Origin of the sequence: Exiguobacterium sp. s142 (assembly GCF_018618455.1) — a bacterium.
In the GTDB taxonomy this organism is placed as follows: domain Bacteria; phylum Bacillota; class Bacilli; order Exiguobacteriales; family Exiguobacteriaceae; genus Exiguobacterium; species Exiguobacterium aurantiacum_A.
The window spans coordinates 67,754-93,325 of record NZ_JACSMB010000010.1; the positions used below are offsets into that span (position 1 = coordinate 67,754).

General features: G+C 51.8%; 27 protein-coding genes. 2 read left to right on the forward strand and 25 right to left on the reverse strand.

Annotation, left to right across the window (positions count from 1 at the left end; genetic code table 11):
• Nucleotides 1-206: 206 nt before the first annotated feature.
• The 20 genes from KNP77_RS10305 to KNP77_RS10400 all read right to left on the reverse strand — a co-directional run bounded on the left by KNP77_RS10305 (nucleotide 207) and on the right by KNP77_RS10400 (nucleotide 18,671).
• Complete coding sequence (locus tag KNP77_RS10305; RefSeq protein WP_214890621.1) at nucleotides 207-1,106, reverse strand: coiled-coil domain-containing protein; 900 nt, start codon at nucleotides 1,104-1,106, stop codon at nucleotides 207-209.
• 296 nt (nucleotides 1,107-1,402) lie between these two features.
• Nucleotides 1,403-1,741: a hypothetical protein gene (locus KNP77_RS10310; RefSeq protein ID WP_070329356.1), complete on the reverse strand. Its 339-nt coding sequence runs from the start codon at nucleotides 1,739-1,741 to the stop codon at nucleotides 1,403-1,405.
• A gap of 119 nt (nucleotides 1,742-1,860) precedes the next feature.
• The gene (gene rlmH, locus KNP77_RS10315; RefSeq protein WP_016509065.1) at nucleotides 1,861-2,340 is read right to left on the reverse strand and encodes a 23S rRNA (pseudouridine(1915)-N(3))-methyltransferase RlmH; all 480 of its coding nucleotides are present in this window, start codon (nucleotides 2,338-2,340) and stop codon (nucleotides 1,861-1,863) included.
• 83 nt (nucleotides 2,341-2,423) lie between these two features.
• Complete coding sequence (locus tag KNP77_RS10320; protein WP_071398695.1) at nucleotides 2,424-2,585, reverse strand: CxxH/CxxC protein; 162 nt, start codon at nucleotides 2,583-2,585, stop codon at nucleotides 2,424-2,426.
• Nucleotides 2,586-2,622: 37 nt separating this feature from the next.
• Nucleotides 2,623-3,891 (reverse strand): S1C family serine protease, encoded by a 1,269-nt coding sequence (locus KNP77_RS10325; protein ID WP_070329352.1) that lies wholly within the window; start codon nucleotides 3,889-3,891, stop codon nucleotides 2,623-2,625.
• A 49-nt stretch (nucleotides 3,892-3,940) separates the two neighbouring features.
• Nucleotides 3,941-4,732: an MBL fold metallo-hydrolase gene (locus tag KNP77_RS10330; protein ID WP_070329351.1), complete on the reverse strand. Its 792-nt coding sequence runs from the start codon at nucleotides 4,730-4,732 to the stop codon at nucleotides 3,941-3,943.
• A gap of 13 nt (nucleotides 4,733-4,745) precedes the next feature.
• On the reverse strand, nucleotides 4,746-5,570 hold the full coding sequence (locus KNP77_RS10335) for a two-component system regulatory protein YycI (protein WP_214890624.1): 825 nt from the start codon (nucleotides 5,568-5,570) through the stop codon (nucleotides 4,746-4,748).
• Nucleotides 5,557-6,942, reverse strand: coding sequence for a two-component system activity regulator YycH (yycH, locus tag KNP77_RS10340; RefSeq protein ID WP_070329349.1), 1,386 nt, complete (start codon nucleotides 6,940-6,942; stop codon nucleotides 5,557-5,559). The genes KNP77_RS10335 and yycH overlap by 14 nt, the downstream gene beginning before the upstream one ends.
• On the reverse strand, nucleotides 6,942-8,783 hold the full coding sequence (gene walK, locus KNP77_RS10345) for a cell wall metabolism sensor histidine kinase WalK (RefSeq protein ID WP_070329348.1): 1,842 nt from the start codon (nucleotides 8,781-8,783) through the stop codon (nucleotides 6,942-6,944). The genes yycH and walK overlap by 1 nt, the downstream gene beginning before the upstream one ends.
• Nucleotides 8,784-8,786: 3 nt before the next feature.
• Nucleotides 8,787-9,497, reverse strand: a complete 711-nt coding sequence (gene yycF / locus KNP77_RS10350) for a response regulator YycF (RefSeq protein WP_070329347.1) — start codon at nucleotides 9,495-9,497, stop codon at nucleotides 8,787-8,789.
• Nucleotides 9,498-9,615: 118 nt separating this feature from the next.
• Complete coding sequence (locus tag KNP77_RS10355; RefSeq protein WP_070329346.1) at nucleotides 9,616-10,905, reverse strand: adenylosuccinate synthase; 1,290 nt, start codon at nucleotides 10,903-10,905, stop codon at nucleotides 9,616-9,618.
• 173 nt (nucleotides 10,906-11,078) lie between these two features.
• Nucleotides 11,079-12,431 (reverse strand): replicative DNA helicase, encoded by a 1,353-nt coding sequence (gene dnaB / locus KNP77_RS10360; protein ID WP_070329345.1) that lies wholly within the window; start codon nucleotides 12,429-12,431, stop codon nucleotides 11,079-11,081.
• Between the two features lie 17 nt (nucleotides 12,432-12,448).
• Nucleotides 12,449-12,892 (reverse strand): 50S ribosomal protein L9, encoded by a 444-nt coding sequence (rplI, locus tag KNP77_RS10365; RefSeq protein WP_070329344.1) that lies wholly within the window; start codon nucleotides 12,890-12,892, stop codon nucleotides 12,449-12,451.
• A complete protein-coding gene (locus KNP77_RS10370; RefSeq protein WP_070329343.1) occupies nucleotides 12,889-14,880 on the reverse strand; it encodes a DHH family phosphoesterase in 1,992 nt (663 codons plus the stop codon). The genes rplI and KNP77_RS10370 overlap by 4 nt, the downstream gene beginning before the upstream one ends.
• A 150-nt stretch (nucleotides 14,881-15,030) precedes the next feature.
• Nucleotides 15,031-15,261, reverse strand: coding sequence for a 30S ribosomal protein S18 (gene rpsR, locus KNP77_RS10375; RefSeq protein ID WP_015880232.1), 231 nt, complete (start codon nucleotides 15,259-15,261; stop codon nucleotides 15,031-15,033).
• A 41-nt stretch (nucleotides 15,262-15,302) separates the two neighbouring features.
• Nucleotides 15,303-15,830: a single-stranded DNA-binding protein gene (gene ssb / locus KNP77_RS10380; protein ID WP_070329342.1), complete on the reverse strand. Its 528-nt coding sequence runs from the start codon at nucleotides 15,828-15,830 to the stop codon at nucleotides 15,303-15,305.
• Between the two features lie 37 nt (nucleotides 15,831-15,867).
• Entirely contained in the window at nucleotides 15,868-16,155 is a 288-nt protein-coding gene (gene rpsF, locus KNP77_RS10385; protein WP_016509090.1) for a 30S ribosomal protein S6, read from the reverse strand.
• Nucleotides 16,156-16,285: 130 nt separating this feature from the next.
• Complete coding sequence (gene ychF / locus KNP77_RS10390; RefSeq protein WP_131466044.1) at nucleotides 16,286-17,386, reverse strand: redox-regulated ATPase YchF; 1,101 nt, start codon at nucleotides 17,384-17,386, stop codon at nucleotides 16,286-16,288.
• A gap of 153 nt (nucleotides 17,387-17,539) precedes the next feature.
• On the reverse strand, nucleotides 17,540-17,743 hold the full coding sequence (locus KNP77_RS10395; RefSeq protein WP_016509068.1) for a DUF951 domain-containing protein: 204 nt from the start codon (nucleotides 17,741-17,743) through the stop codon (nucleotides 17,540-17,542).
• Nucleotides 17,733-18,671, reverse strand: a complete 939-nt coding sequence (locus KNP77_RS10400; RefSeq protein ID WP_131466042.1) for a mechanosensitive ion channel family protein — start codon at nucleotides 18,669-18,671, stop codon at nucleotides 17,733-17,735. The genes KNP77_RS10395 and KNP77_RS10400 overlap by 11 nt, the downstream gene beginning before the upstream one ends.
• Before the next feature lie 170 nt (nucleotides 18,672-18,841).
• Here KNP77_RS10400 and yyaC point away from each other — a divergent pair, with 170 nt between their 5' ends.
• Nucleotides 18,842-19,468, forward strand: a complete 627-nt coding sequence (gene yyaC, locus KNP77_RS10405) for a spore protease YyaC (protein WP_070329339.1) — start codon at nucleotides 18,842-18,844, stop codon at nucleotides 19,466-19,468.
• Here yyaC and KNP77_RS10410 read toward each other — a convergent pair.
• The 5 genes from KNP77_RS10410 to mnmE form a co-directional block, all read right to left on the reverse strand.
• Nucleotides 19,441-20,223 (reverse strand): ParB/RepB/Spo0J family partition protein, encoded by a 783-nt coding sequence (locus KNP77_RS10410; protein WP_131490462.1) that lies wholly within the window; start codon nucleotides 20,221-20,223, stop codon nucleotides 19,441-19,443. The genes yyaC and KNP77_RS10410 overlap by 28 nt on opposite strands.
• Before the next feature lie 42 nt (nucleotides 20,224-20,265).
• A complete protein-coding gene (gene noc, locus KNP77_RS10415) occupies nucleotides 20,266-21,144 on the reverse strand; it encodes a nucleoid occlusion protein (protein ID WP_070329337.1) in 879 nt (292 codons plus the stop codon).
• 79 nt (nucleotides 21,145-21,223) lie between these two features.
• Nucleotides 21,224-21,940, reverse strand: coding sequence for a 16S rRNA (guanine(527)-N(7))-methyltransferase RsmG (gene rsmG, locus KNP77_RS10420; protein ID WP_070329336.1), 717 nt, complete (start codon nucleotides 21,938-21,940; stop codon nucleotides 21,224-21,226).
• Nucleotides 21,941-21,944: 4 nt separating this feature from the next.
• Nucleotides 21,945-23,831, reverse strand: coding sequence for a tRNA uridine-5-carboxymethylaminomethyl(34) synthesis enzyme MnmG (mnmG, locus tag KNP77_RS10425; protein ID WP_016509084.1), 1,887 nt, complete (start codon nucleotides 23,829-23,831; stop codon nucleotides 21,945-21,947).
• Nucleotides 23,832-23,846: 15 nt separating this feature from the next.
• Entirely contained in the window at nucleotides 23,847-25,226 is a 1,380-nt protein-coding gene (gene mnmE / locus KNP77_RS10430) for a tRNA uridine-5-carboxymethylaminomethyl(34) synthesis GTPase MnmE (RefSeq protein ID WP_214890626.1), read from the reverse strand.
• Nucleotides 25,227-25,396: 170 nt separating this feature from the next.
• Between mnmE and KNP77_RS10435 the strand changes: the two genes are divergently transcribed.
• Nucleotides 25,397-25,567 (forward strand): nucleotidyltransferase domain-containing protein, encoded by a 171-nt coding sequence (locus KNP77_RS10435; protein WP_214890628.1) that lies wholly within the window; start codon nucleotides 25,397-25,399, stop codon nucleotides 25,565-25,567.
• The last annotated feature ends 5 nt before the right edge of the window (nucleotides 25,568-25,572 follow it).

Sequence of the window (25,572 nt, forward strand, 5' to 3'; positions counted from 1 at the left end):
ATTCGCTACACTCGCTATAGATGCCAATGGAGAACCTTGAGACGCGGATGGCCTTCTTTAACGATTCCGAGAGCAACACGCATGCGTTGCTGAGTGAAGTTCATGCAAAGTAAAGTGAGTAAAAGATGGGTTACCGATATTCGGTGACCTGTCTTTTACTTTCGACTAGTTTTTAGCGACTTACTCAATCGCTCCTTTATCATTTTTTAGTCTGCTTGAATCATTTCAGCCAGTCTCACGACTTGAAGTTCCGTCTTCACTTCATTGATAGATGAGATCGTCCTCTTCGATCGCTCGGCCATTTCTTCGGGGAGATTTTTTAGACGCTCTCTTGAATCTGCAAGCTCTTTTTCAATTTGATCATACTTGTCCTGATCGATTTTGTTCTCGTTCTTTTCTTCTTTCCAAAATTGCAACGTCTCGATGGCTTTCCCGCTCGTGTTTTTGGCCTTTTGATAAGCAGAGATGGTATAGTTCGTTGCTACAATCACATCTGTAGATGATTCTAGGGCCTCCCTCGCTTCAATCGTTGAGGTTCGAACGTCTTCGATTTGATACACGAGTTCCGTATCCAATTCGTGCTCCATCTCTAAAAGTAATGCTGGATCATTCTCAGCTTGATAAGTCTCATACAATTGACTGACCCGTTCACGCGTCTCATCCATCTCTTGTTTGATACTCGATAAGTGATCTAATCGAAATAAAGCGGCGTCCACTTCATTTAACGTGCTGTTGGCAGAACTTAAATAAGAACTCACTTTTCCTAACATCGGACTGCTTATCACATTGTTGACTCCTGCAATAACGAACGTCGCTGAATCGATGTACTCCAACATCTCACGGACAGGTACCACATTTTTCTTTAACCAATCAATTTGTCGAACGAGTTGGGCTAAATCTTTATCGTATTCCTCTAACTCATGAATGATTTGTGGTATTTCTTTTTCAATAGTTGTGACAGACGTTTCCTGCATATCGTCGACGCGCGATTGCATTTCCGCTTGAGCAATAGACCTGTCTGCATCCCTATTTATATTGAAGTGGCTGACAAAGTACCCGACTGTGCCAGATACAATTACAGACGTAGCGATTGTGATTGGTATCAAATATGTTTGATAAAACGATGTTCGTCGGGTCGTTCGTTCTCTTTTCGATTCCATTGTGGAAGGCTCCTCTAATAGTACGATTTTTTATAAAAAATACCATTTTATGATGATTTTTATCTATATTTTAAATTTGAAACTAAATATCAACAATCCTTTTAAGATTGGATTCAATAAAAAAGAGACTAGATTGATGCTCTAGTCGCTGTCTGGAGATAACCTCATAAACAACTTTTACCTCGTATGTGGCTTTCACCAATTAGACGAACCGGTTTACGATGCCAGGTAATGTTACACTTTTAAAAAGACCATCTATGATGTTCTGGTAAACAGTCATCACATAGTAAATTCCCTTTAAAGGTCGCTCCATTCCCTAACTCTAACACCGGATCATTTTTTTCTCTGTCCGTTGTCCAGCGTCCACAAGCCGCACATTGTCCACAGTTCATCGACAGGGGGTCTAATAATACTGTGGAGCAACTCTGCCAATCCACATTCACTTCATTCGTGCCAATTTTGACTGCCTGATCATGGCATAACTCGTTCGTGACCTGATCAATCACTCCGAAATCTTTATGTATTTCCGCCTCCTCTACTTCCATCAAGAAAGCAACATTGATTAAAACGATTCTTTTCAAAAGCTCAATCTCCTTTCAATCCTTAATAAGACTACCATTCGTCAGCGAAGAAGATTCGCCTAAAAAAAACGTCAAAGACTAATGAATGCCTTTGACGCTTCAACCATCTTTTTATGTGGTCATTTGTGGTAAGGTTCATTCCGATTGATCCGATACGCCCGGTAAATCTGCTCACACAAGACGAGCTTCATCAATTGATGCGGGAACGTCATCTTCGAGAACGAGATCGTATCGTCCGACCGTTTCATGACGTCGTCGGATAAGCCAAGCGACCCACCGATGACGAAGGCGATTTTGCTCTTGCCGTACGTTGCCAACTTGTCGAGCTCACGGGCGAACTCTTCACTCGTCCGCTGCTTGGCATCGATGGCGAGAGCGATGACGTGCGTGTCCGGACTGATTTTCGCCAAAATCCGCTCGCCTTCTTTTTGTTTTACTAGAAACATGTCGGCTTCACTCAAATGTTCGGGCGCTTTCTCGTCCGCAACCTCGATTTCATGCACTTTCGCGTATGCCGACAGGCGCTTCGTGTACTCCGCAATTCCTAGTTTCAAATATTTTTCTTTTAATTTGCCGACCGTGATAATTGAAATATTCATCCAATTCTTCCTTTTTCCACAGTTTTTTCGGAGTTATCCATAGGGTTATCCACAGAGTTATCCACAAATCCACATGTTGACAATCATTTTTTGCTTGACACAACATATGTTGCGTCGGCGTCGCAGAACTCACATTTGACTTGTCCACTTGTGGATAGTTCTTCGAGTAACGGGTACTCCCCCGTCTCATCGACAATGATGTCTAAAGCGATTTCAACATGTTCCTTGCATACTTTTTTTTCCACAAATTTTCCTCCTTAAAAAAGAAGCGTCGCCGCTCCTTTACGTTGCTTCTGTTAATGTGGCCTCGGTCGTTTCTGCCTTGCCTCGTCGTGTATATTCGATGACGATGTTATCCCCGACCGCGGCGTCTCGGTACAAAGCGTCACGTAAATCGACGTAACGTTTAATCTCACGGTCGCCGATCTTCGTGATGACGTCCCCGACGCGAAGCCCCGCTTGTTCGGCCGGACTACCGGGTGTGATCGCTTCGACGAACACCCCGTCCTCTTTGTCAAAACTGATGCCGTATTCTTCCCGGACATTGCCCGGGACGGCGATGACTTCTTGGATCGTGACACCGAGCTGAGCCCGTGTCACCCGTCCGTCACGCTCGAGCATGTCGATGACCGGTAGCGCCACGTTGACCGGGATCGAGAAGCCGACCCCTTCGACGCTCGCTTCGGCGATCTTCATCGAGTTGATGCCGACGAGCTCACCGCGGATGTTGATGAGTGCCCCGCCCGAGTTGCCGGGATTGATGGCGGCGTCGGTCTGGATGACTTCGGCGTTATAGTCCATGAGACCGTCCGCGTTCGTATCGACCGGCACGGTCCGTTCGACACCACTGACGATACCACGCGTGACCGAGTTTGAAAAGACGCCGAGCGGGTTGCCGATCGCCATCACCGTCTCGCCGGCCTGTAGCACCGTCGAATCGCCGAGCACGATCGGATTGACGTCGATATTCTCCGGAAGTTTCACGGAGGCGACCGCCAAGTCGTTGAGCGGGTCTTCTCCTAAAATCGTGGCCGGGGCGACTTGCCCGTCGGCGAACGCGACGTTGATCTCGTCCGCTTCCTCGATGACGTGGAAGTTCGTGACGATGTACGCCGTGTCCCCGTCGACTTTATAAACGACACCAGAGCCCGCACCGGCCTCCCATTGCGAGTCCGAGGTGAAGGCGCGCTGGATGTTCGTGATGCTGACGACGGACGTCTTCGCGCCTGTGACGGCGGCCGTGATGTCCGACTCCGTGACGGTGACGGCTTGCTCGGTACGGACCAGCTCGTTTGTAACGAAACGAGAGGTCGGCGAATCCCAGAGCATCATCGCGAAAAAGAATAACGCCGCTCCTAAGAATCCGCCAACCCCTCCGAGTAATAACGGTTTTACATTCAGCCGTGGCTTATGGCGCACGTGTTCCTCTTGCTTCGGACGCCACTCGCTTCGGGATGGATAAGTCGATGGTGAATCGTTCATTGATGCTGCTTCGTGCTCTAAAGGTTCGACGTCTTGAGGTTCATACTCATGGTGTCTCTCTTCGTTCACGACGCGCCCCCCCTTCAGGACAGTGTTACCTGTCTTTTCCCAAGTTCGCTTATAAAGAAACGAGCGGACATGGGATTAATGGGTCGGTGTCATGCAATTTGATGCGTCCAAGATCGACGTCACGCATGCCGAGCGTCTGTGCGACGCTCATCTGCGCGAGTTCTTTCATATTGTTGTCTTTACTGAGGTGGGCCAAAAAGATCCGTTTCGTCCGCTCACCGATGACCTCGCTCATCGCGATGGCGGCGTCTTCGTTCGAGACGTGGCCATAGTCCCCGAGGATGCGCCGTTTGACGCTCCACGGGTACCGACCCATCTGTAGCATCGAGACATCATGGTTCGACTCAAAGATGAAGTCGTCCGCGCCGCGGATGAGCCCTTTCATCCGGTCCGAGACGTACCCGGTGTCGGTGATGTGGGCCAGCCGCTTGCCGTCATGGGCGAACTGATAAAACATCGGGTCGGCCGCATCGTGGCTGACGTTGAACGACTCGATCTCGATGTCCCCGAACTGTTTGACGTCACCGACCTCGAAATGAAACTTCAAGGCCGGATCGATCTTCCCGATTTTGTCTTCCATCGCTGCCCACGTCTTCGTGTTCGCGTAGATCGGCAAGTTGTACTTTCGGGCGAGGATCCCGACTCCTTTAATATGGTCGGAGTGCTCATGTGTGACGAGCAGTGCGTCGATACCCTCGAACGACTGGCCGATGTCTGTGATGCGTTGCTGCATCGCCTTGCCGGTCAATCCGGCGTCGACGAGCAATTTCGCCCGGTCCGTCTCAATATAGAGCGCGTTACCGGTCGAACCGCTCGCGAGCACACTGTAGCGTAAAGTCACTCGATCACTCCTTTCAGTCTTCTAAATTAAATTCGACCCGCTCGACCGTCCCATCGATGGCATTGACGAAATATACGTTGTCGTCGATAGCGATCGACCAGAGCGGCGGCATGATGATCAAACTGCCGGAACTATCGAGCGGTAAGCTATAAAACCCGGTGTTGATGGCGCGCATCTCTTGGTTCGGCTGGAAGTACTTCCGGGCCGCGAGTTGTGAGATCGCCTCGCTCGCCGTCAAGACGAGGTCGTCTTGCGATTTCGACGACAAGTTCGTCAAATGGCGCTGCTTGTAGTCCGTCACTTCGTAGTTTTCATTCAATTGAAGCAATAACAGGGACGGACCGATATATGTCTCCGTGTCCGCCTCGATTTCCGGGTTCGAGAAAATCTTATTGTTTTCATACGTCTGAACGAACGCGAGTTGGCGCGTCTCTTGGTCAAACCGCCAGTAGGCGTACTCTGACCCGAACGGCACGTAATCGGTGACGAATGTCGACGCCGTCGTCCGCAAGTCGTTCTCGTCGAGTGGGATGGCTTGTTTGAGCTCGACTTCAAGCTGCATGTTGTCGAGCGTCGTCGCTAATTGTACTTCACGATTTTTCGTGATCATCGACGCTGACATCTGCTCAGACGAGCCGGTCAAATAACCGATATCCCGTCCCATCCGTGGCAATTTCGATGCGTCGACGTCACGTTGGTCCAAGATTTGGGCGATTGACGTGTTATCGCTCGTCACAACTTCGGTCGCCCACGTTTCCGTCAAGAGCTGGAACAACAAGTAGATGTTCAGCGCGAGGAAGGCGAAGATTAAAATCGTTTTCGCTTTACTCCAATCCACGGTACATCATCCTCTCTGTCCAATCTTCCGGCTTGTCGTAAGGGATCCATCTCCCGGCTTCACGGACGAACCAGTTCGGGGAGAACGTGACGTAACGACTCGCGTCTTCATTGTATTCGATCTCATAACCGAGACGAATCTCAGTCACGTTTTCGAACCGGTCTGCGTTGACGAGCGTATCGATGACGTCTTGCCCGTCTGCAAGCTGTGTCGTCCCGACCGAGATCAACCGGTCGATTTCGAGATGATGACGCGTGATGGACCGGACTTGTGCCCCGTCGTTTTCAACGCGCAGTGTGGATAAGTCGATCGCATCGTTGTTGATAAACGCATCACGTTGGCTAAAGACAGGGTGCCCTTTCACGTGAAACCGAAACACGGTCGTCTCAAAGCCTTTGTTCGCTGGTGTGATCGCATCGAAACGAAGGGACAGACCTTGACTCTCTGATGTCTCATCGACCCAGCCGCCATGAAAGTTGACGAAGTCGACGATCGTATCAAGCCCGATCGCCGACTCGCGCTCGGTGCTATTGCGTGACAAGTTGCGATAGCGGCTCGCGTTCAACGTCGCGTCATACTCGGCGACGCTGATCCCGTTCGTGAGTGCGCCGACCGAACTCGCCGGATCGACTTCTTGAACGTTCGGGTCCCCGGGGAAGAACGTATCGCGCATCCAATCAAGGCGTGCCGAGATTTGGATTTGTGAGACGTCATACGCGAACAGCTCGTTCATCTCAGGCCCGACGACCGGGATATAGTTGACCCGCTCGTCCGTGTACGTGACCCGTTGCATCGCGCGGTTCGAATCTTTTAAGAACAAACTGTTGACGTCCCCTTGTCCGGCTTTAGAGAGCCGGCCTTCCCACAGCGACTGATCGCTCATGATCGCCCGGACTTTCCAGACGTTGTCGTCCATGAAGATGAGCGCCCGTTGCGGTACTTTCCCTGACAAGCTGTAAGACCCGGGCAAAATGTAACTGAGCGTGTCCGCATAGTATGGTTCCGGTAAAATCAGTTCAACTGCCTCGTTGACACCGGCATACAAGCTCGGTACGTTTTTGGCGGCGAGCGGTTTAAACTCGTTCGCCTCGAACGCATCGCGAATGACCCGAGCGATTTGCTTCGGCGTGTTCTTCGTCGCAAAGACAGCGTTGTTCTCGTGGACGACCGTCTGGGTTGGCACGATAATTTGCCTCGCCTGACGTTGCAGCGACTCGTCCACCGTCGCCACTTGGGTCTCGGATTGGACCGATTGATACTTCGGATGGTAATCCCAAAGGATGACCGTTTGGACGATGGACGTGACGATCAAGGTAAGCAAGACGAGCGATTTCATCAGCTCTGGCTTCGCCCAGAAACGTTTTCGTCCCATCAGTCATTCACCTCCACGATCGTATCGAACGGGATGGTGAAGTAAATCGTCGTGCCACGTCCAAACTCGCTCTCAGCCCAAATGTCGCCACCGTGGGCTGAAACGACTTCCTTGGCAATCGACAGACCGAGTCCGGTCCCGCCGATATTTCGCGCTCGGGCCTTGTCGACCCGATAGAACCGTTCAAAGATTTTCTTCAAGTTCGACTTCGGAATCCCGACACCTTCATCTTTGATACCGATGACGAGACGTTTCGCCCGCAGCATCGTCCGGAACGTGATCGTCCCGCCTTCTGGCGAGAACTTGACCGCGTTCGTGATGATGTTGTCGATCACTTGCGTCATCTTATCTTGATCGGCGTGCACGTAGACGCGACGCTTCATGAGCTTCCGGCGGAACTGGATCGTTTCGCCTTTCGTCATCTCATGGCGCTCGATGATATCGTTGAAAAATTGGATGAAGTCAAACTTCACTTTTTGCATCGTATACTCTTTACTGTCCATCTTCGAGAGCTGGAGTAAATCGTTGACGAGACGAATCATCCGTTCGGTTTCGTTTTGAGTCGTCTCAAGGAACCGCGGTGCGAGCTCATCATCTTTGTACGCGCCTTCGGCGAGCACTTCGAGATAGCTCCGCATCGTCGTGAGCGGCGTCCGCAGCTCGTGGCTGACGTTGGCGACGAACTCACGGCGGTCTTGTTCGACTTGCTCTTGCTCGGTCACGTCGTGCAAGACGACGATGAGACCGGTGATCGGACCGCTATGCTTTTGAATTGGTGAGAAGTAGGCGCGGACGAGGAACAGTTCTTCGTCCGTACTGAGATCGATCAATTTCGCCGGCATCGTCCCGTCTTCCGGGATGACGATCTCATCATCAAACTCGAGCAGGCTCTGCAGATTCGCCCCCATCGCCTCTTCTTCGGCGACACCGATCATATCGCGGGCCTGGTCGTTCATGAGGATGACCCGGAGCGAACGATCGGTCGCGACAACACCGTCCGACATGTTCTCTAACACGCTCGTCAAGCGCCGTCGTTCCGCCTCGGTCGTCGCGTTCGCTTCCATCAGTTCATCGGTCAGTTCGTTAAAGGCGTAAGCGAGTTGCCCGACCTCATCGTCGGAATAGACTTTAACTTTCCGCGAGAAGTTCCCTTTTCGCATCTCGACGGCTTGACGACGCATGTCCGCAATCGGACGCGTGATCGTCCGTGACAGCAAAATTCCGAGGATGGACGTGATAATCAAGGCGATGAGCGTACCGGTCGCAAGGATCCTCGTCACTTGCTCCATCTGGTTGTAAATCGATTGCATCGACGCCTCGATATAAATCATCCCGGTCGTCGTCCCATCGACCTCGGATTTGATCGGGACGGCGACGACGCGCATCCGCTCGTTCGAGTCCTCATAGACGAGCGTCTCTTGCGCACCGCTTGTCGCGAACGATTTTTGAATGAATGAACTCGCCGTCCGTTGTCCGACGAGGCTTTGGTTGTTTTGGTTCGAAGTCGCCCGGACGACACTGTTCGTGTCGATAATTTGGACTTCGCGAATATCGTCAGCTAGCGTCGTGCTCTCCGTAAACTCAGACAGCAGTTGATCCAGTACCTGGTTCAACTGCTGATCAGTAGTCGAGTCACCGCCGTTCGATGCGATCCCTTCACTGACGTTGTAGCTCAGAAGGTTGGCCCGATCGACGAGCGACTGCGAGAAGTTGTTGATGTATTGTCGTTCGAGGGAGCGTACGAAGTACACTCCGATGACTTGCATCGCAACAAGGATGAGCAGCGCATAGATGACGACGAGCTTCCACTGGATAGATTTAAAGAAGTTCGTCCGTTTCATCGTTTAGTCTTCTTCTCCCGCTTTTAAATAGTACCCGACACCGCGGCGCGTAATAATATACGTCGGCGTGCTCGGGCTGTCTTCGACCTTCTCCCGCAAACGGCGGACCGTAACGTCGACCGTACGCACGTCTCCGAAGTAGTCGTAACCCCACACCGTCTGAAGCAAATGCTCGCGCGTCATCACTTGGCCGATGTTTTGGGCCAGGTAATGGATGAGCTCGAATTCACGGTGTGTCAGTTCAATCTTCTCTTCACGTTTCGTGACCATGTATGAATCCGGATGAATCGTCAAGTCACCGATCACGATATCGTTCGCGTTGGCGCCTTTCGCTTCGACAGCCGGTGCCGTCGCGTGACGACGCATGTTCGCTTTGACGCGGGCTAAGAGCTCGCGTGAGCTGAACGGCTTCGTGACGTAGTCGTCGGCGCCGAGTTCGAGGCCGAGTACTTTGTCGATCTCCGAGTCTTTCGCCGTCAACATGATGATCGGCATATCATACTTCTTACGCACTTCACGACACACTTCCATGCCGTCTTTGAGCGGGAGCATGATGTCGAGCAAGATCAAATCAGGTTTGACCTCCTCGACTTTCACGAGTGCCTCTTCCCCGTCATAAGCGACGTGGACGACATAGCCCTCTTTTTCAAGTTTAAACTTCAATATATCAGCGATTGGTTGTTCGTCATCTACCACTAAAATCGTACGATCCATTCAGTGAGTCCTCCTCTATCGTTAAACGTACACGTCCTATTGTAACTCTTTTTCAATGGGTTAGAAAGCGTGGTCCATTTCCACGGAAATGAAAAAAGAGCCGCGAGGGCTCTTAGTCTTATGCTTCGTAGATGTCACGCAAGATGACTGTCTGTTCACGCGCCGGTCCGACCGAGAACGTCAACAGTTCGATGCCCGTCAACGCTTCGATGCGCTTGACATAGCGCTGTGCGTTCACCGGCAAGTCTTCGAACTTGCGGACCCCTGTGATGTCTTCCGTCCAGCCCGGGAGCTCTTCAAACACCGGCTCACACTTCTCGAGGACGCGGAAGTTAGGCGGGTACTCATCGAGGAGCTTGCCTTCGTACTCGTACGCCGTACAAATTTTAAGCGTCTCAAGACCTGTCAACACGTCGATCGAGTTGAGGCATAGGTCAGTGATGCCGCTGACACGACGCGAGTGGCGGACGACGACCGAGTCGAACCAACCGACACGGCGCGGACGCCCTGTCGTCGTACCGTACTCCTTACCGACTTCACGGATCATGTGACCGATCTCGTCATCGAGCTGGGTCGGGAACGGGCCGTCTCCGACGCGCGACGTGTACGCTTTACAGACGCCGACGACGTGGTCGATCTTCGAAGGTCCGATTCCGGCACCGCTCGATACCCCGCCTGACGCCGCGTTCGACGATGTGACGAACGGGTACGTCCCGTGATCGATGTCTAACAGCACACCTTGTGCGCCTTCAAATAGGATTTTCTGTTCTTCGTCGAGCGCATCGTTCAACACGACCGATGTATCACACACGTACTTGGCAAACTGTTGGCCGTACGCATAGTATTCTTCAAAGATATCATCGAACTCGACCGCGTCGACTTCATACATCTTGACGAACATCCGGTTTTTAATTGCGAGGACCGTCTTCAGTTTCTCGGCGAACACTTCCTTGTCGAGCAGGTCAGCGATCCGGATCCCGATCCGTGCCGCTTTGTCCATGTAACAAGGGCCGATCCCTTTGAGTGTCGTCCCGACTTTCGCGTCACCTTTCGCATCTTCTTCAAGCTTGTCTTGAAGCTGGTGATACGGCAAGATGACGTGGGCCCGGTTTGAGATGCGGAGGTTGTCCGTGCTCACCCCGCGCTCATGTAAGTATGCAAGCTCTGTAATGAGTGACTTCGGGTTGACGACCATTCCGTTCCCGATGACACATGTCTTGTCCGAATAGAAGATCCCCGATGGAATCAAGTGAAGTTTATACTTCGTATCATTGAAGACGATCGTATGACCAGCGTTGTCTCCCCCTTGATAACGCGCGACGACGTCGGCTTGTTTAGACAAGAAATCGGTGATCTTCCCTTTTCCTTCATCGCCCCACTGCGTTCCCACTACGACTACTGATGACATAATGAATCCTCCTTGTAGATAAACGTTCTGTTCAAACCATTGGTAAGTGTACACTTGCCACTTCAGAAAGTCAACCTAATACCGAACGATAATTTTATGTATTACCCTTTCGTTCGTTATTGACTCGCATTCAATTACTATTTCCCCGATTCTACAAAAAAACACCACCGATCTCACATCGGTGGTGCGAAGGCTTGCGTCTCCATGTTGACGAACTTGTTGTACTCTTTCCGGAACGAGAGTTTGACCGTCCCGGTCGGACCGTTACGCTGTTTGGCGATGATGATCTCGATCGTGTTGGCATCTTCACTCTCTTTATCGTAATAGTCGTCCCGGTACAAGAAGGCGACGATATCGGCATCTTGCTCGATCGCTCCGGATTCCCGGATATCCGACATCATCGGCCGTTTGTCTTGACGGCTCTCTACGCCACGCGAGAGCTGCGACAAGGCGATGACCGGTACTTGGAGTTCCCGGGCGATCGCTTTGAGCGTACGCGAGATCTCAGAGACTTCTTGTTGCCGGTTCTCGCCCGGCTTGCCGGTCCCGACAATGAGCTGCAAGTAGTCGATCATGATCATGCCGAGACCGTACTCTTGCTTCAAGCGGCGGCATTTGGCCCGAATCTCGTTGACGCGAAGACCTGGTGTATCGTCGATAAAGATACCGGCCTGTGATAACGACGACATCGCGAGCGATAGCCGTCCCCAGTCCTCAGACTCGAGTCGCCCGGTCCGCAGACGCTGCGCGTCGATATTGCCTTCCGCACAGAGCATCCGCATGACGAGTTGTTCAGCACCCATCTCAAGACTAAAGATGGCGACGTTCTCGCCCGTACGAACCGCGACGTTTTGCGAGATGTTGAGGGCGAAGGCCGTCTTCCCGACAGAAGGACGGGCAGCCACGATGATGAGGTCGTTACGCTGGAACCCGGCCGTCATCTTGTCGAGGTCACTAAAGCCGGTCGCGATCCCCGTGATCTCACCGCTCGATTGATGCAGCTTCTCAATCGTCGAATAGGCATCCGACAAAACCGAACCGATCGAATGGAAACTCGATTGGCCTTTCCGTTGCGAAACTTTTAAAATGTTTCGCTCGGCATCAGATAGGACCGCATCGACTTCGTCTTGACGCTCGTATCCGTCCGAGACGATATTCGTCGCCGTCCGGATGAGACGCCGGAGCGCCGCCTTTTGATCGACGACGTTCAAATAGTACCCGATGTTCCCGATGGCAGGAACCGCCTCGGCGATTTCGGCCAAGTAGTTCAATCCACCGATCTCATCGAGGATTCCTTGTGATTGGAGCTCCGAACTGAGCGTGACTAAGTCGACGAGTTCCCCGCGGTCGTTGATCTTCAGCATCGCTTCGAAGATCCGTTGATGGCTGACACGATAAAAGTCGTCCGGGTCGACTCGTTCCGAGGCCGTGATCAGCCGGTCAGAATCGAGAATAACTGCCCCAAGGACGGCTTGTTCCGCCTCAACGCTATGTGGCGGAGTATTGACTTGAATCGCATCACTCATTCGTTTCTACCTCGCCTTCAAGCTTCTTGAACATGTACGTTTAACAGTGCCGTGACGTCATGGTGCAACTTCACGGGCACTTTTGTGAAACCGAGCGCTTTGATTGGATGTTCAAGTTCGATTTTACGCTTATCGATCTTGTAGCCCATCCCTTTGAGCGCTTCACCGATCTGTTTGCTCGTTACCGAGCCGAAGACACGGCCGCCTTCGCCTGATTTCGTCTTGACGACGATTGTCTCTTTTTCAAGCTTGTCTTTCAACTGTTGCGCGGCTTTCAGCTCTTCTTCGGCTGCTTCCTCGGCACGGCGTTCTTTCGCTTGAAACGCCTTCAAGTTGCCTGGTGTCGCCTCGACTGCCAAGTTTTGCTTGAAGAGTACGTTTTTTGCGTAAGCATCGGCGACGTTTTTCACGTCCCCTGCCTGTCCTTGACCTTTAACATCTACTTTTAAAATGACTTTCATTCCGATTCCTCTCCCTCGTTTTCATCTGTCGTGTAATGATCGATCGCTTCTTTTAAAAGCTGCTTCGCCTCGTCGCGACCCACGTTCAACTGCGTGGCCGCGTTCGTCAAGTGGCCGCCTCCGTCGAGCATCTCCATGATGACTTGAACGTTGACGTCACCGAGCGAACGGGCACTGATTCCGGTCCGACCGTCTGGCAAGATGGCGATGACGAACGACGCCTTGACGCCTTCCATGTTCAGGAGTTGGTCCGCCGATTGGGCGATCAACACTTGATGATGGGCCTCGTCGTCTGAAGCGACCGCGATTGCCATACCGCCTGCATAAATGTCGGTATTCTCTAGAATATGCGACTGTTCGATATAAGAATCGAGGTCTTGCCGCATGAAATGTTGGACGAGCACGGTGTCCGCTCCTTGAATCCGGAGGAATGAAGCGGCATCAAACGTCCGCGACCCGGTCCGGAGCGTGAACCCTTTCGTATCGACCATGATTCCGGCAAGGAGCGACGTCGCCTCTAAAATCGACAGTTTGCGGGTACCCGCTTGATATTCAATCAACTCTGTCACGAGTTCACACGTCGACGACGCGTAAGGTTCCATGTAGACGAGCACCGGGTCCTCGATAAACTCTTCGCCACGACGATGATGGTCGATGACGACGACTCGTTCGGCCCGGTCTAAAAGATCCCGTGAGATGACGAGTGAGGGACGATGCGTGTCGACGATGACGAGAAGTGTCTGGTCATCGATGAGCGGTTGCGCCTCAAACTCCGTCAAAAAGCGGCTGTACAAGTCTTCATCATTCTCGACTTCATGGACGAGCCGTTGAATCCCGACACTCGTCTCGCCGGCCGGGATGACGACGTACGCCTCACGACCGACAAACTCAGCGAGCTTCATGATTCCAATCGATGCGCCGAGCGAATCCATATCCGGGTTTTTATGTCCCATGATGAGGACACGGCTCGACTCTCGAATCAAATCACGCATCGAGTTCGAGATGACGCGGGCACGTACCCGCGTCCGTTTCTCGGTCGGATTCGTCTTGCCGCCGAAGAAGCGGACTTTTCCGTTATGACGTTTGACGACGACTTGGTCACCGCCGCGTCCGAGCCCTAAATCGAGGCTCGATTGGGACAAGTTGCCGAGTTCGGTCAGCGTCGTCTCGCCGCAGCCGATACCGATCGAGAGCGTGAGCGGAATTTTATGTTCCTTCGTCGCTTCCCGTACCTCATCAAGAATCGAGAAGCGATTGTTCTCGAGTTCCGAGAGCGTTCGTTCGTTCATGACGAGGAAAAACCGGTCGGCAGCCGTCCGCCGCATATAAATGTGATATTTTTGCGCCCACTGGTTCAAGAGAACGGTCACACGGCGGTTGATTTCGCTGCGGACCTGTTCATCGACGGCAGTCGACATCTCATCGTAGTTGTCTAAGTAGAGGACGCCGATCACTGTCTGCGTTTCAGAGTACTTCTGTTCAATCTCCGCCTCGTCCGTCATATCGAACAAGTACAGCGTTTGATATTCCTTATTGTACAGGACACGGTATACACGGTCCCCGACTTCAATCGTCGCCTCGTCCTCTTCCTCCTCGATCAACTCCGTAAAGGCCGAATGAATCGAGTCGATCGAGATGCCCAGTTCCATCTCAAGTTCAAAGATGAGTCGGGACTGTTCATTGAACCAACTGATGCGCCGGGTCTCATCGAATATTAGAATCCCGATCGGCATACTCGTGAGCGCTTCTTTGCCGACATCCTCAATCCGATGTGAGAGCGAGTGGACATAACGTTCCCACGCTTTGCGTTCTCGCCGGATCGTCACTTGCTGATACGTGAAGAAGATCAGCGTGCCCACGAACAGGGTGATTGCCGCCACAATGCTGTAGAACGCCAATCCTAACGAAACGAGCATTCCAATCACATACGGAATCGCGTAACGTGCGTATTGGTTCTTCACTGATGTTATTGCTTCACCACTGTGCATGTGTGCCTCCTAAAATGAGTGCCGAGCACTCATGATGTCTAAATGGTTTCTGCTCTATCATACCATATCTGCCGGTTTCACTTACACTCCTACGTGGAGACAGAAAACAAAAAAACGACTTACCCCAAAGGATAAGCCGTGTGTCAAACATTACTCTGCAACGTATGGAAGCAAAGCCATTTGACGTGAACGCTTGATAGCGACAGTAAGTGGACGTTGGTATTTCGCTGAAGTACCAGTCACACGACGTGGAAGAATTTTCCCACGCTCTGAAACGAAGCGCTTGAGCAATTCTACGTCTTTATAATCGATATGAGTGATGTTGTTCGACGTAAAGAAACATACTTTACGACGACGACGACCTCCTGGACGACGTGCCATGTGAAGACCTCCTTTATTAGTTTAGTTTCGAATCGACGCGATCAAAATGGTAGATCGTCATCCGATAAGTCGATTTTGCCGCCACCCGAGAACGGATCTGCTTCAAAACCTTTGTTTGAAGATTGGTTTGAAGATTGGTTTGAGGACTGAGATGAAGTCGAAGAAGCGGCTGCGCCCCATCCTGATCCACTTGACTCACCACCACCGAAAACATCTCCCGCTGGTGCTGTATCACGTTGCGCTGAGGCACCGCGTGGTTCAAGGAAGCGTACGCTATCTGCTACGACTTCTGCCCGGTAACGACGTTGGCCATCTTGACCCTCGTAACTACTGATTTGAAGGCGACCGTCTACGCCGGCCATGCTGCCTTTTTTCAAATATTGCGCCACGTTCTCTGCTTGTTTGCGCCAAACGACACAATCAATAAAGTCCGCCTCACGCTTCCCATCTTGTCCAGTAAATGGACGATCGCAAGCGAGAGTGAAGCGAGTTACGGCGATTCCGCTCTGCGTATAACGCATTTCTGGATCGCGTGTCAATCGACCAACTAACACAACTCGGTTAATCATCTCAAAGCTCCCCTTTCACAATATGAAGCGTCAAGAATCAACGCTCATCTTTAGTTGTCATTTGACGGACAACGTCATCAGAGATCTTCATGAGACGCTCTGTTTCTTGGATCGCTTTAGGTTCAGCAGTGATGCTAAGAAGAACATAGTATCCTTCGCGCATTTTGTTGATCTCGTAAGCGAAACGACGTTTACCCATATCTGTTGTTTTTTCAACAGTACCTCCGTTTTCAGTGATGACGTTGTTAAAACGTTCAACCAACGCTTTTTTAGCTTCCTCATCAACTGATGGACGGATAATGTAAAGTAGTTCATATTTACGCATTATCTTTCACCTCCTCTTGGACTAGCGGCTCCTACCGGTTGCAGGAGCAAGGAGCAAACAATTGTTTTACTCACGTCATAATATACTATCAAACTTATTTGCATTTTACAATACGTTTCAAGGAAATGTCTTAAACATTGAAGCGGAACGTGACTACGTCGCCATCTTCGAACACATATTCTTTACCTTCTGAACGCAACTTGCCTTGCTCTTTGACGAGTGCCATGTTGCCGGCAGCCGACAAGTCTTCGTACGAGACGACTTCTGCCCGGATGAATCCGCGCTCAAAATCCGAATGGATGACGCCGGCACACTGAGGAGCCTTCATCCCTTGTTTGAACGTCCAAGCACGGACTTCTTTCTCGCCTGCCGTGAAGTATGTGGCGAGACCTAGCGTCGAGTACGCGGCATGAATCAGCTGATCGAGGCCAGACTCTTCAATCCCGAGGTCTTGTAAGAACTCAAGGCGCTCTTCTGGCTCAAGCTCAGAAATTTCTTCCTCGATGCGCGCGCAGATGACGATCACTTTCGCATCTTCCGTCGCGGCGTGTTCACGTACGGCTTGCACGTACTTGTTGTTGTCCGAGTCTGCGACTTCGTCTTCGCTCACGTTCGCGACGTAAAGCATCGGTTTCATCGTCAACAGTTGGAAGTGTTTGACGATCGCGAGTTGGTCTTCCGTCAATTCGGCTACACGGGCCGGGCGCTCTGATTCGAGGACCGCTTGGACAATCTCGAGTGCTTCAAGTTCTTGGGCGGCCCCTTTATCTTTTGACTTCACCATTTTTTGAACGCGCGTGATGCGCTTGTCGACAAGTTCGAGGTCCGCCAAGATGAGCTCGAGGTTGATTGTCGTGATGTCATCGATCGGCGATACTTTACCGGCGACGTGGGTGATGTTGTCATCTTCAAAACAACGGACGACTTGGCAAATCGCGTCCACTTCACGGATGTTGGCTAGGAACTTGTTCCCGAGCCCTTCTCCTTTTGATGCTCCTTTGACGATTCCAGCGATATCTGTAAATTCGAACGCTGTCGGTACCGTCTTCTTCGGTTTGACGAGTTCCGTCAACCGGTCCAGACGTGTGTCCGGTACTTCGACGACTCCGACGTTCGGGTCGATTGTAGCAAACGGATAGTTGGCCGCTTCTACACCTGCTTGCGTGATAGCGTTAAATAATGTCGATTTCCCGACGTTCGGTAACCCGACGATTCCTGCTGTTAATCCCACTTATATTTCCTCCTCATCCGGCGTTTCCCGGGAAATGTTGATCCGTCTGTGGAGTGGGTACGTTCAGTACACCACACCGTCACATCCTTCACAATTATAGATAGTCCTCGATTAAACCGCAACTCACGGTTGCAACATAGAGAAGAACGCCACTTATTCAGCGGCGTTCTCTTGTTTAAGCACTTTTTTCAAACGTTTGTCAAAGTCACGTCGCGGCATTAAGACGCTCGCTCCGCAGCCTTGACATTTGATTCTGATGTCCATCCCGACCCGTGTGACTTGCCAACGGTTCGTCTGACAAGCGTGTGGTTTCTTCATCTCTACAAAATCGTTTAACTCATACGATTTAGCCTGCATTTTCGGGCGCTCCTTTAGTCGAAGTGGTTGGAGGCATCATGACCGTGCGTGGATATGGAATTTCAATCCCGCGCTCATCAAGTCCGGCCTTCAACTCTTTATGCAAAATCCGGCCTGCCGCGAAATGTTGCGTCGGCGGCACTTCGGCCATGAGACGGTACACGACTTCCGACGGTCCGAGCGACTGCACGCCTGCGAGTGTGATCGGTTCGATGAACAGATCGTAATACTTTTCCTCGACCGCTTTCGCGATTTCTTTCAGCGCTTTTTCGACCCCTTCTACCTCTTCCTCATAAGCGACCCCGATATCGACGACAGCGACGCTGTTCTCAAGCGAGTAGTTCGTCACTTGCATGATTTGACCGTTCGGAATGATCGTCACTTGTCCGTTCAATCCTCTAAGTTTCGTCGTCCGGATGCCGACTTCAATGACGGTCCCGTCGACTTGTTGGTTCAAGTTCACATAGTCCCCGTTCTTGTACTGGTTCTCAAAAATAATGAACGCGCCTGTGATGACGTCTTTGACCAAGTTTTGGGCACCGAACGAGATGGCGAGACCCGCGACCCCGGCCGATGCGATCAAACCAGCGATATTGACCCCGAATTGACCGAGTACGGTCAAAATCATAATGAGCCCGATCACATAACGGATCGTGTTTTGCGCCAGTTTCAAAAGCGTTTCATTTTGTCGTTGCGCCACGATGTTATCTTCATGGATTTTACGTAACGTGAAAACGCGCTGGACCATCGACGTCAATATTCTTGTCGCCGCATACAACGCCACGATGATGAGCACGACCCCGGTCAGCTTAATCCCAAGGGCGATCCACATCTCTGTATCTTGAAAATACGCGACGAAGCGGTTGACGTTATTAATCGTCTCGTCGGCCACCGTACTTAAATCTGTTTCTGTATTCTGTGAAGCCATGTTGTCACCTCTAAAGTCATATATTCTAACCCATCAAACCACAATTGATGACTTTTCTCAAACCCTACATCCGGACGTTATAAGTTTCCTTGTTCCGGGAATGGGTTAATACGATATCCTTCCGCAAATGCAACTAGATCACAAACAGCTTAGAAGAGAGGATGAGATTCATGCCGTTTCGCCTAAAACCTCATAAACCATACTCTTTCTTCATCGAACATACTGAACGGAGTGGATCCAAACTTTTTGCTGACCAGCTTCACGAACAGTTGGCGAGCGAGACACACCGTCCGATCGTTCTCGTCTGCATCGGATCCGACCGTTCGACCGGAGATTCGCTCGGTCCCCTCGTCGGTACGTTTCTCGAGGAAAAAATGGTTCGGAACTTGCACGTCTACGGGACACTCACGAAACCGGTCCACGCATTAAACCTAGTAGAAACACTCCATGAGATTCAGACACGCTTTCACCGTCCGCTCATCATCGCCATCGATGCCTGCCTCGGCCGCTTATCGAGCGTAGGTTACGTCTTCTTCTCGGAAGGCCCGCTCGCACCGGGCGCTGGCGTTCAAAAAGAACTCCCCTCGGTCGGCGAATACAACATCAAGGCGGTCGTCAACGTGAGCGGCTTCATGGAGATGATGATTCTACAAAACACGCGTCTCCACCTCGTTTACGAACTGGCGCGCTTCGTCACCGCCGGATTCGTCGAATTCGATTCGCGAATCGGAAACATCCACCATGAAGAGGCTGCGTTCACAAGACTTCGTCAATCACGTGACGAATCAAAATCTTGAGGTGACAACAGCGTCAACAAATGTTCCAAGTCTTCCTGCGAAAAATATTTCAACTCGAGGACGCCGCCTTTTCGACGTGACCGAATCGAGACATCCATTTGAAGACGTTCCGCAAGCACGGCCTCGACGGCTTCGACGTCTGAGTCTGAGCGTTTGAGCGTCTTTTTTTCTGTACGCTCTTTTTGCAAATGGCGCTCGAGCCGGCGGACCGTCCACTGCTCAGCAATGACACGTCGCGCGATTTGTTCCATCGCCGCCTCCGACTTCATGCCGGTGATGGCACGGGCATGACCCATCGTCAGTTCTCCGACCATGACCGCGTGTTGGACCGCGCTCGGCAGTCTCAGGAGCCGGAGGCTGTTCGTCACATGGCTCCGGCTCTTCCCGACACGTGCGGCGAGCTGTTGTTGCGTCAGCCCTAATGTCTGCATGAGTTGCTCATAGGCGAGCGCTTCTTCGATCGCGTTCAAATCAGCCCGTTGGATGTTCTCGATTAGCGCGAGCTCCATGACCCGATCCGAGTCGGCCGTAACGACGAGCGCCGGAATGTCTTCCTTCCCGGCAAGCCGCGCCGCCTGATAGCGCCGCTCCCCAGCGATGATCTCATAATAGCCGCTCGCCTTACGGACGACGATGGGCTGTAAGACACCGTACCGTTCAATCGATTGTCGCAACTCTTCTAGCTTCTCGGCTTCGAATTGCTTCCTTGGTTGGTTCGGGTTGGGACGGATAAATTTGAGCGCTAACTTTTCCATCGTGACGCCTCCTTGTTCATGATTTATAAAAAAAGCACGAGCTCACTTTTGTGGCCGCGCTTTTGGGATTCGGATTCGAATTTCAACAAACTCTTCTTCATCGACTTCTTCGGTTTGAACTTCGATACCGGTTTTCCCGATCAAATCAATCGAGTCACGGATCGTGTTGATCGCGATTCGAGTGTCTCGGGCAAAACTTTTCGTCCGCCGGCGTTGCTTCTTCGGTTTCCGTTTTTCTTCTTCGATCGGTGTCGTCAAGAACGCGACACGCTGTTCCGTCTCTTTGACGTTATAGTCTTCTTCAAGGATCTCCGTGAGTACTTGAATTTGCAGCAACTCTTCTTTGAGCGGCAAGAGCGCCCGGGCATGTCGTTCGTTGATTTGACGGTCACGTAAACATTGTTTGACGTCGTTCGGAAGCTTCAAGAGGCGTAACTTGTTCGCGATTGTCGACTGGCTCTTACCAAGGCTCTTCGCGAGCGCGTCTTGCGTCAACTGTTTCATCGACAACAACCGGTCATACGCTTCCGCTTCTTCAATCGGGCTAAGCTGTTCGCGTTGTAAGTTTTCGATGAGCGCCAAGGCGGCCGTTGTATCGTCATCCATGTCACGGACGATAGCCGGAATGACGGACCATCCTAACGATTTGACCGCACGAAAACGACGCTCCCCAGCGATGATCTCATAGCGGTCCCCTTCCGCCTTACGAACAACGATCGGCTGAAGCAATCCGTGCTCTTCGATCGTGACGGCCAACTCTTCAATCTTAGCCGGTTCAAATACTTTACGCGGTTGATAACGGTTTGGAAGAAGTAATGCTAAAGCGATTTCTTGGACCGTGTCGTTCGGTTTAACTTGCGTCATTTCCGTGACGGCCACTTCTTGACGACTTCCGAACAGTTTAGCAAATGTTTTCTTCAACGTCGGCACCCCTTTATGTAAAAAATAAGCAGATTCCACCACTGGAATCTGCTTTTAGTTTCACGTGAAACAAGAATACTCAGATTAGCGGCTCTTTCGCCGGCGTTCCCGCTTTACGCGGATATTTCCCGGGCGTTTTACGTAATTTATCTACAATTACGATATTACGCTCACTCATCTCTCCTGGCAATAGGAACTGGTGTGTCGCTTTTACTTTCCCACCGAGCACCGCCAAGGCATTCTTCGCGTCCACAAGTTCGTCGGAAACTTTCGCGGCCTTGAGCGCCACGAACGTTCCGCCGACTTTTGCGAGCGGTAGACAGTACTCGGCGAGCACCGTCATCCGCGCGACGGCACGGGCCGTCACGACATCAAATTGCTCACGGAATTTTTTATTTTTCCCGAACTCTTCGGCGCGTCCGTGGTGGAACGCGACGCCATCTAGCTCGAGAGCGAGGGCGAGTTCGTTCAAGAACGTGATGCGCTTGTTGAGCGAATCGACAATCGTCACATGTAAGTGCGGGAACAAGATTTTGAGCGGTAAGCTCGGGAATCCTGCCCCGGCGCCGACGTCACATACCGTCTCGACGGCCGTGAAGTCGAAATGAAACGCAGCGCTCAGCGAATCGTAGAAATGCTTCAAATAGACTTCTTCTTTATCCGTGATTGCCGTCAAATTCATCTTCTCGTTCCATTCGACGAGCATCTCGAAATACCGTTCGAACTGGGCGAGTTGTTTCTCGCTCAGTTCGAACCCTTCTGCCTGTAAGGCTTCAATAAATTGGGATTGATTCATCGTTTCACTCCACCGTTGCGTATTGTCCCTGCTCGATATAGACAAGAAGAATCGATACGTCGGCCGGGTTCACCCCAGAAATACGTGACGCTTGTCCAATCGAGAGCGGACGAACTTGTTTCAATTTTTGTTGCGCTTCCGTCGCAAGACCACTGATCGCGTCATAGTCGAGCTTCTCAGGGATGCGCTTCTCTTCCATACGACGCATTTTTTCGACTTGCTCGAGCTGTTTCGAGATGTAGCCTTCATATTTCACTTGAATCTCGACTTGTTCAGCCACTTCGAACGGCACTTCGACCGGAGCCGGTGCAAACCGCGTCAGCGTCGCGTACGTCACTTCGGGCCGCTTCAACAAGATGTTGGCATGTGCTGCTTCTTTGAGCGGGTTCGCCCCGACTTCTTCCAAAATCGCATTCACTTCAGCAGACGGTTTGATCACGAGCGACTGGAGCCGCTTCACTTCCGCAGCGATGGCTGTACGTTTGTCTTCAAGATTTGCATGGCGCTCAGCCGACAACAAACCGACTTCGTGTCCGATGTCGCTGAGGCGAAGATCGGCGTTATCGTGGCGAAGGAGCAAGCGATATTCGGCACGTGACGTCAGCAGACGATACGGCTCGTTAGTCCCTTTCGTCACAAGGTCGTCGATCAAGACACCGATATACGCTTGCGACCGGTCCAAAATGACCGGGTCTTTCCCGAGCACTTTGCAGGCGGCGTTCATACCGGCCATGATACCTTGCCCGGCTGCCTCCTCGTATCCGCTCGTCCCGTTGATCTGCCCAGCCGTGAACAGACCGCTGACCGTCTTCGTCTCGAGTGTCGGCCAAAGTTGCGTCGGTACGACCGCGTCGTATTCGATCGCGTAACCGGGGCGCATCATCTCTGAGTTCTCAAGACCCGGGATTGTCCGGAGCATCTGGTGCTGAACGTCTTCCGGCATGCTCGTCGAGAAGCCTTGGACGTAGATTTCTTCCGTGTCGCGGCCTTCTGGCTCGAGGAAGATTTGATGACGCGGCTTGTCGTTGAAACGAACGACTTTATCTTCAATCGACGGACAGTAGCGTGGCCCTGTCCCTTTGATCGCGCCCGAATACATCGGCGAACGATGCAAGTTCTCGTCGATCAACTGGTGCGTCCGCTCGCTCGTATACGTGAGCCAGCATGGGATCTGTTCGATCGGATTGAGATCGGTCGACGTGTAAGAGAAGAGCGACGGGTTCTCGTCCCCCGGCTGAATCTCCGTTTTTGAATAATCGATCGTCTTCCCGTCGATTCGCGGCGGCGTACCCGTCTTGAAACGAACAAGTTCAAGCCCGAGTTCTTCGAGATGCTTCGACAGCTCGACAGAAGGCATTTGGTTGTTCGGACCGCTCTCATAAGACAGTTCTCCGATGATGATCTGTCCGCGCATGAACGTACCGGTCGTGACGATGACCGCGTTCGCCCGATACTCCGAGCCTGTGTTCGTGATGACGCCTCGCACTTGCCCGTCTTCGACGATGAGACGCTCGACGAGTGCTTGACGAAGCAACAGGTTCGGCTCGTCTTCAAGTACTTTCTTCATGTGATTTTGATATTGGAATTTGTCCGCTTGCGCCCGTAACGCACGCACCGCTGGACCTTTTGATGTGTTGAGCATTTTCATTTGAATATATGTCGCGTCAATCGCTTTCGCCATCTCGCCTCCGAGGGCATCGATTTCACGAACGACGATCCCTTTAGCGGGACCTCCGATCGACGGATTGCAATACATAAACCCGACCATGTCCGGGTTCATCGTGAGCATCGCTGTCTTCGCGCCCATGCGCGCCGACGCAAGTGCCGCTTCGATCCCCGCGTGACCGGCTCCGATGACGATGACGTCAAACTCGCCTGCCGTGTAAGCCATAGTGTTTCCTCCTTCTTATTTCCCAAGACAAAACTGTGAAAACAGTTGATCAATCAAACTTTCCTGGACCGTGTCCCCATTGATTTCCCCGAGCGTATCCCACGACCGACGTAAATCAATTTGGACCATGTCAATCGGCATGTTCATGCCGGCGCTACCGAGCGCCTCATCGATTTGCTCGATCGTCCGTTTAATGAGTTGAATGTGTCGTGCGTTCGAGATATATGTCATATCTTGCGACTCGACGCCTTTGGCGAAGAACAAGTTCGAAATCGCCTTTTCAAGCGCATCGATCCCTTCTTCCAATAATAGCGATGTAGCCACAATCGGGCGCCCTGCCGCTAATTTCTCTAGCTTAGAAGAATCCATGTTTTGTGGCAAGTCCGTCTTGTTGATGATGATAATCGCATTCATGCCGGCAATCGCCTCGAATAGCGCCTCATCTTCGACCGTCAAGCCCTCATGACCGTTCAAGACGAGCAAGATGAGATCGGCGCCCGCAAGCGCCTTCCGCGATTTTTCAACACCGATCCGTTCGACGATGTCTTCCGTCTCGCGAATCCCGGCCGTATCGATCAGCTTGAGCGGAACGCCTTTGACGTTCACGTACTCTTCGATCGTGTCGCGCGTCGTTCCCGCGATTTCCGTGACGATCGCCTTCGTTTCCTGGACGAGCGTGTTCAACAGCGAGGACTTGCCGACGTTCGGCCGTCCGATGATCGCTGTCGCGAGACCTTCACGCAAAATTTTTCCTTGGCGAGCCGTTTCGAGCAGTTGTTCGAGCACACGTTTCACTTCGCCCGCCTTCTCTTCAACGATCGCTTGCGTCATCTCTTCAGCATCGTACTCTGGGTAATCGATATTGACCTCGACGGCTGCGATCGTTTCAAGCAACAGTTGACGCAAATCGCGGACGAGCCGCGACAAACGACCTTCCATCTGTGACATCGCCACGGTCATGGCGCGGTCGGTCTTCGCCCGAATCAAATCCATGACCGCTTCCGCTTGTGACAAGTCGATGCGGCCATTCAAAAAGGCGCGCTTCGTGAACTCGCCTGGTTCTGCCAATCGAATGTTCGGTTGTTCGAGGATCAGCTCGAGGACACGATTGACCGCGACGATTCCTCCGTGACAGTTGATTTCGACGACGTCTTCTCGCGTGAACGTCTTCGGCGCCCGCATGACGCTGACCATCACTTCATCGATGACCTCGTCTGTGCCAGGCCGTTTCAGTTTTCCGTAATGAATCGTGTGCGAGTCCACTTCCGTCAAGTCTTTGCCCGCGAACACGTTCGCCGTCGTCTCGACAGCCTTATCACCGGACAAACGGACGATTCCGATTGCCCCTTCACCCATCGGCGTCGAAATGGCTGTAATCGTGTCAAACTCTAGCATAATCTTCCCCTCCCATACTTCAAACATCTTTATCTATCATATGCATAACGCACCTACTATACACGATATTTAGCTCGAACGAAAGGGTCCGACCTTTCCATCACGAGTTGCTTTTTCAGCTTTTACTTTTGTACAATAGCAGAATATATTTCCAAAGGAGGCACGACGGAATGAGACAACGTGAGGCCATTTCTAAACTGACGGACGTGTTACAGCAAGACGAAGCCGTTCAAGCGATTTTTCTTAAAGGATCGTTTGGACGCGGGGAAGGCGATGAGCATTCGGACGTCGACCTTTATGTCATGGTCGCCCCGGAGAAGGTCGCTGACTTTTTAAGCTGACGGCG

Excerpts from the sequence above, each read along its gene's own strand:
- KNP77_RS10400 (WP_131466042.1), bottom strand. The coding sequence starts at position 18,671 with ATGGCTTCACAGAATACAGAAACAGATTTAAGTACGGTGGCCGACGAG.
- yycF (WP_070329347.1), bottom strand. The coding sequence starts at position 9,497 with ATGGATCGTACGATTTTAGTGGTAGATGACGAACAACCAATCGCTGAT.
- rpsR (WP_015880232.1), bottom strand. The coding sequence starts at position 15,261 with ATGGCACGTCGTCCAGGAGGTCGTCGTCGTCGTAAAGTATGTTTCTTT.
- dnaB (WP_070329345.1), bottom strand. The coding sequence starts at position 12,431 with ATGAGTGATGCGATTCAAGTCAATACTCCGCCACATAGCGTTGAGGCG.
- ssb (WP_070329342.1), bottom strand. The coding sequence starts at position 15,830 with ATGATTAACCGAGTTGTGTTAGTTGGTCGATTGACACGCGATCCAGAA.
- KNP77_RS10410 (WP_131490462.1), bottom strand. The coding sequence starts at position 20,223 with ATGGAAAAGTTAGCGCTCAAATTTATCCGTCCCAACCCGAACCAACCA.
- rsmG (WP_070329336.1), bottom strand. The coding sequence starts at position 21,940 with ATGAATCAATCCCAATTTATTGAAGCCTTACAGGCAGAAGGGTTCGAA.
- rlmH (WP_016509065.1), bottom strand. The coding sequence starts at position 2,340 with ATGAATATTTCAATTATCACGGTCGGCAAATTAAAAGAAAAATATTTG.
- yyaC (WP_070329339.1), top strand. The coding sequence starts at position 18,842 with ATGCCGTTTCGCCTAAAACCTCATAAACCATACTCTTTCTTCATCGAA.
- KNP77_RS10435 (WP_214890628.1), top strand. The coding sequence starts at position 25,397 with ATGAGACAACGTGAGGCCATTTCTAAACTGACGGACGTGTTACAGCAA.
- rpsF (WP_016509090.1), bottom strand. The coding sequence starts at position 16,155 with ATGCGTAAATATGAACTACTTTACATTATCCGTCCATCAGTTGATGAG.
- rplI (WP_070329344.1), bottom strand. The coding sequence starts at position 12,892 with ATGAAAGTCATTTTAAAAGTAGATGTTAAAGGTCAAGGACAGGCAGGG.
- KNP77_RS10355 (WP_070329346.1), bottom strand. The coding sequence starts at position 10,905 with ATGTCATCAGTAGTCGTAGTGGGAACGCAGTGGGGCGATGAAGGAAAA.
- KNP77_RS10395 (WP_016509068.1), bottom strand. The coding sequence starts at position 17,743 with ATGCAGGCTAAATCGTATGAGTTAAACGATTTTGTAGAGATGAAGAAA.
- mnmG (WP_016509084.1), bottom strand. The coding sequence starts at position 23,831 with ATGGCTTACACGGCAGGCGAGTTTGACGTCATCGTCATCGGAGCCGGT.
- mnmE (WP_214890626.1), bottom strand. The coding sequence starts at position 25,226 with ATGCTAGAGTTTGACACGATTACAGCCATTTCGACGCCGATGGGTGAA.
- yycH (WP_070329349.1), bottom strand. The coding sequence starts at position 6,942 with ATGGGACGAAAACGTTTCTGGGCGAAGCCAGAGCTGATGAAATCGCTC.
- walK (WP_070329348.1), bottom strand. The coding sequence starts at position 8,783 with ATGAAACGGACGAACTTCTTTAAATCTATCCAGTGGAAGCTCGTCGTC.
- KNP77_RS10370 (WP_070329343.1), bottom strand. The coding sequence starts at position 14,880 with ATGCACAGTGGTGAAGCAATAACATCAGTGAAGAACCAATACGCACGT.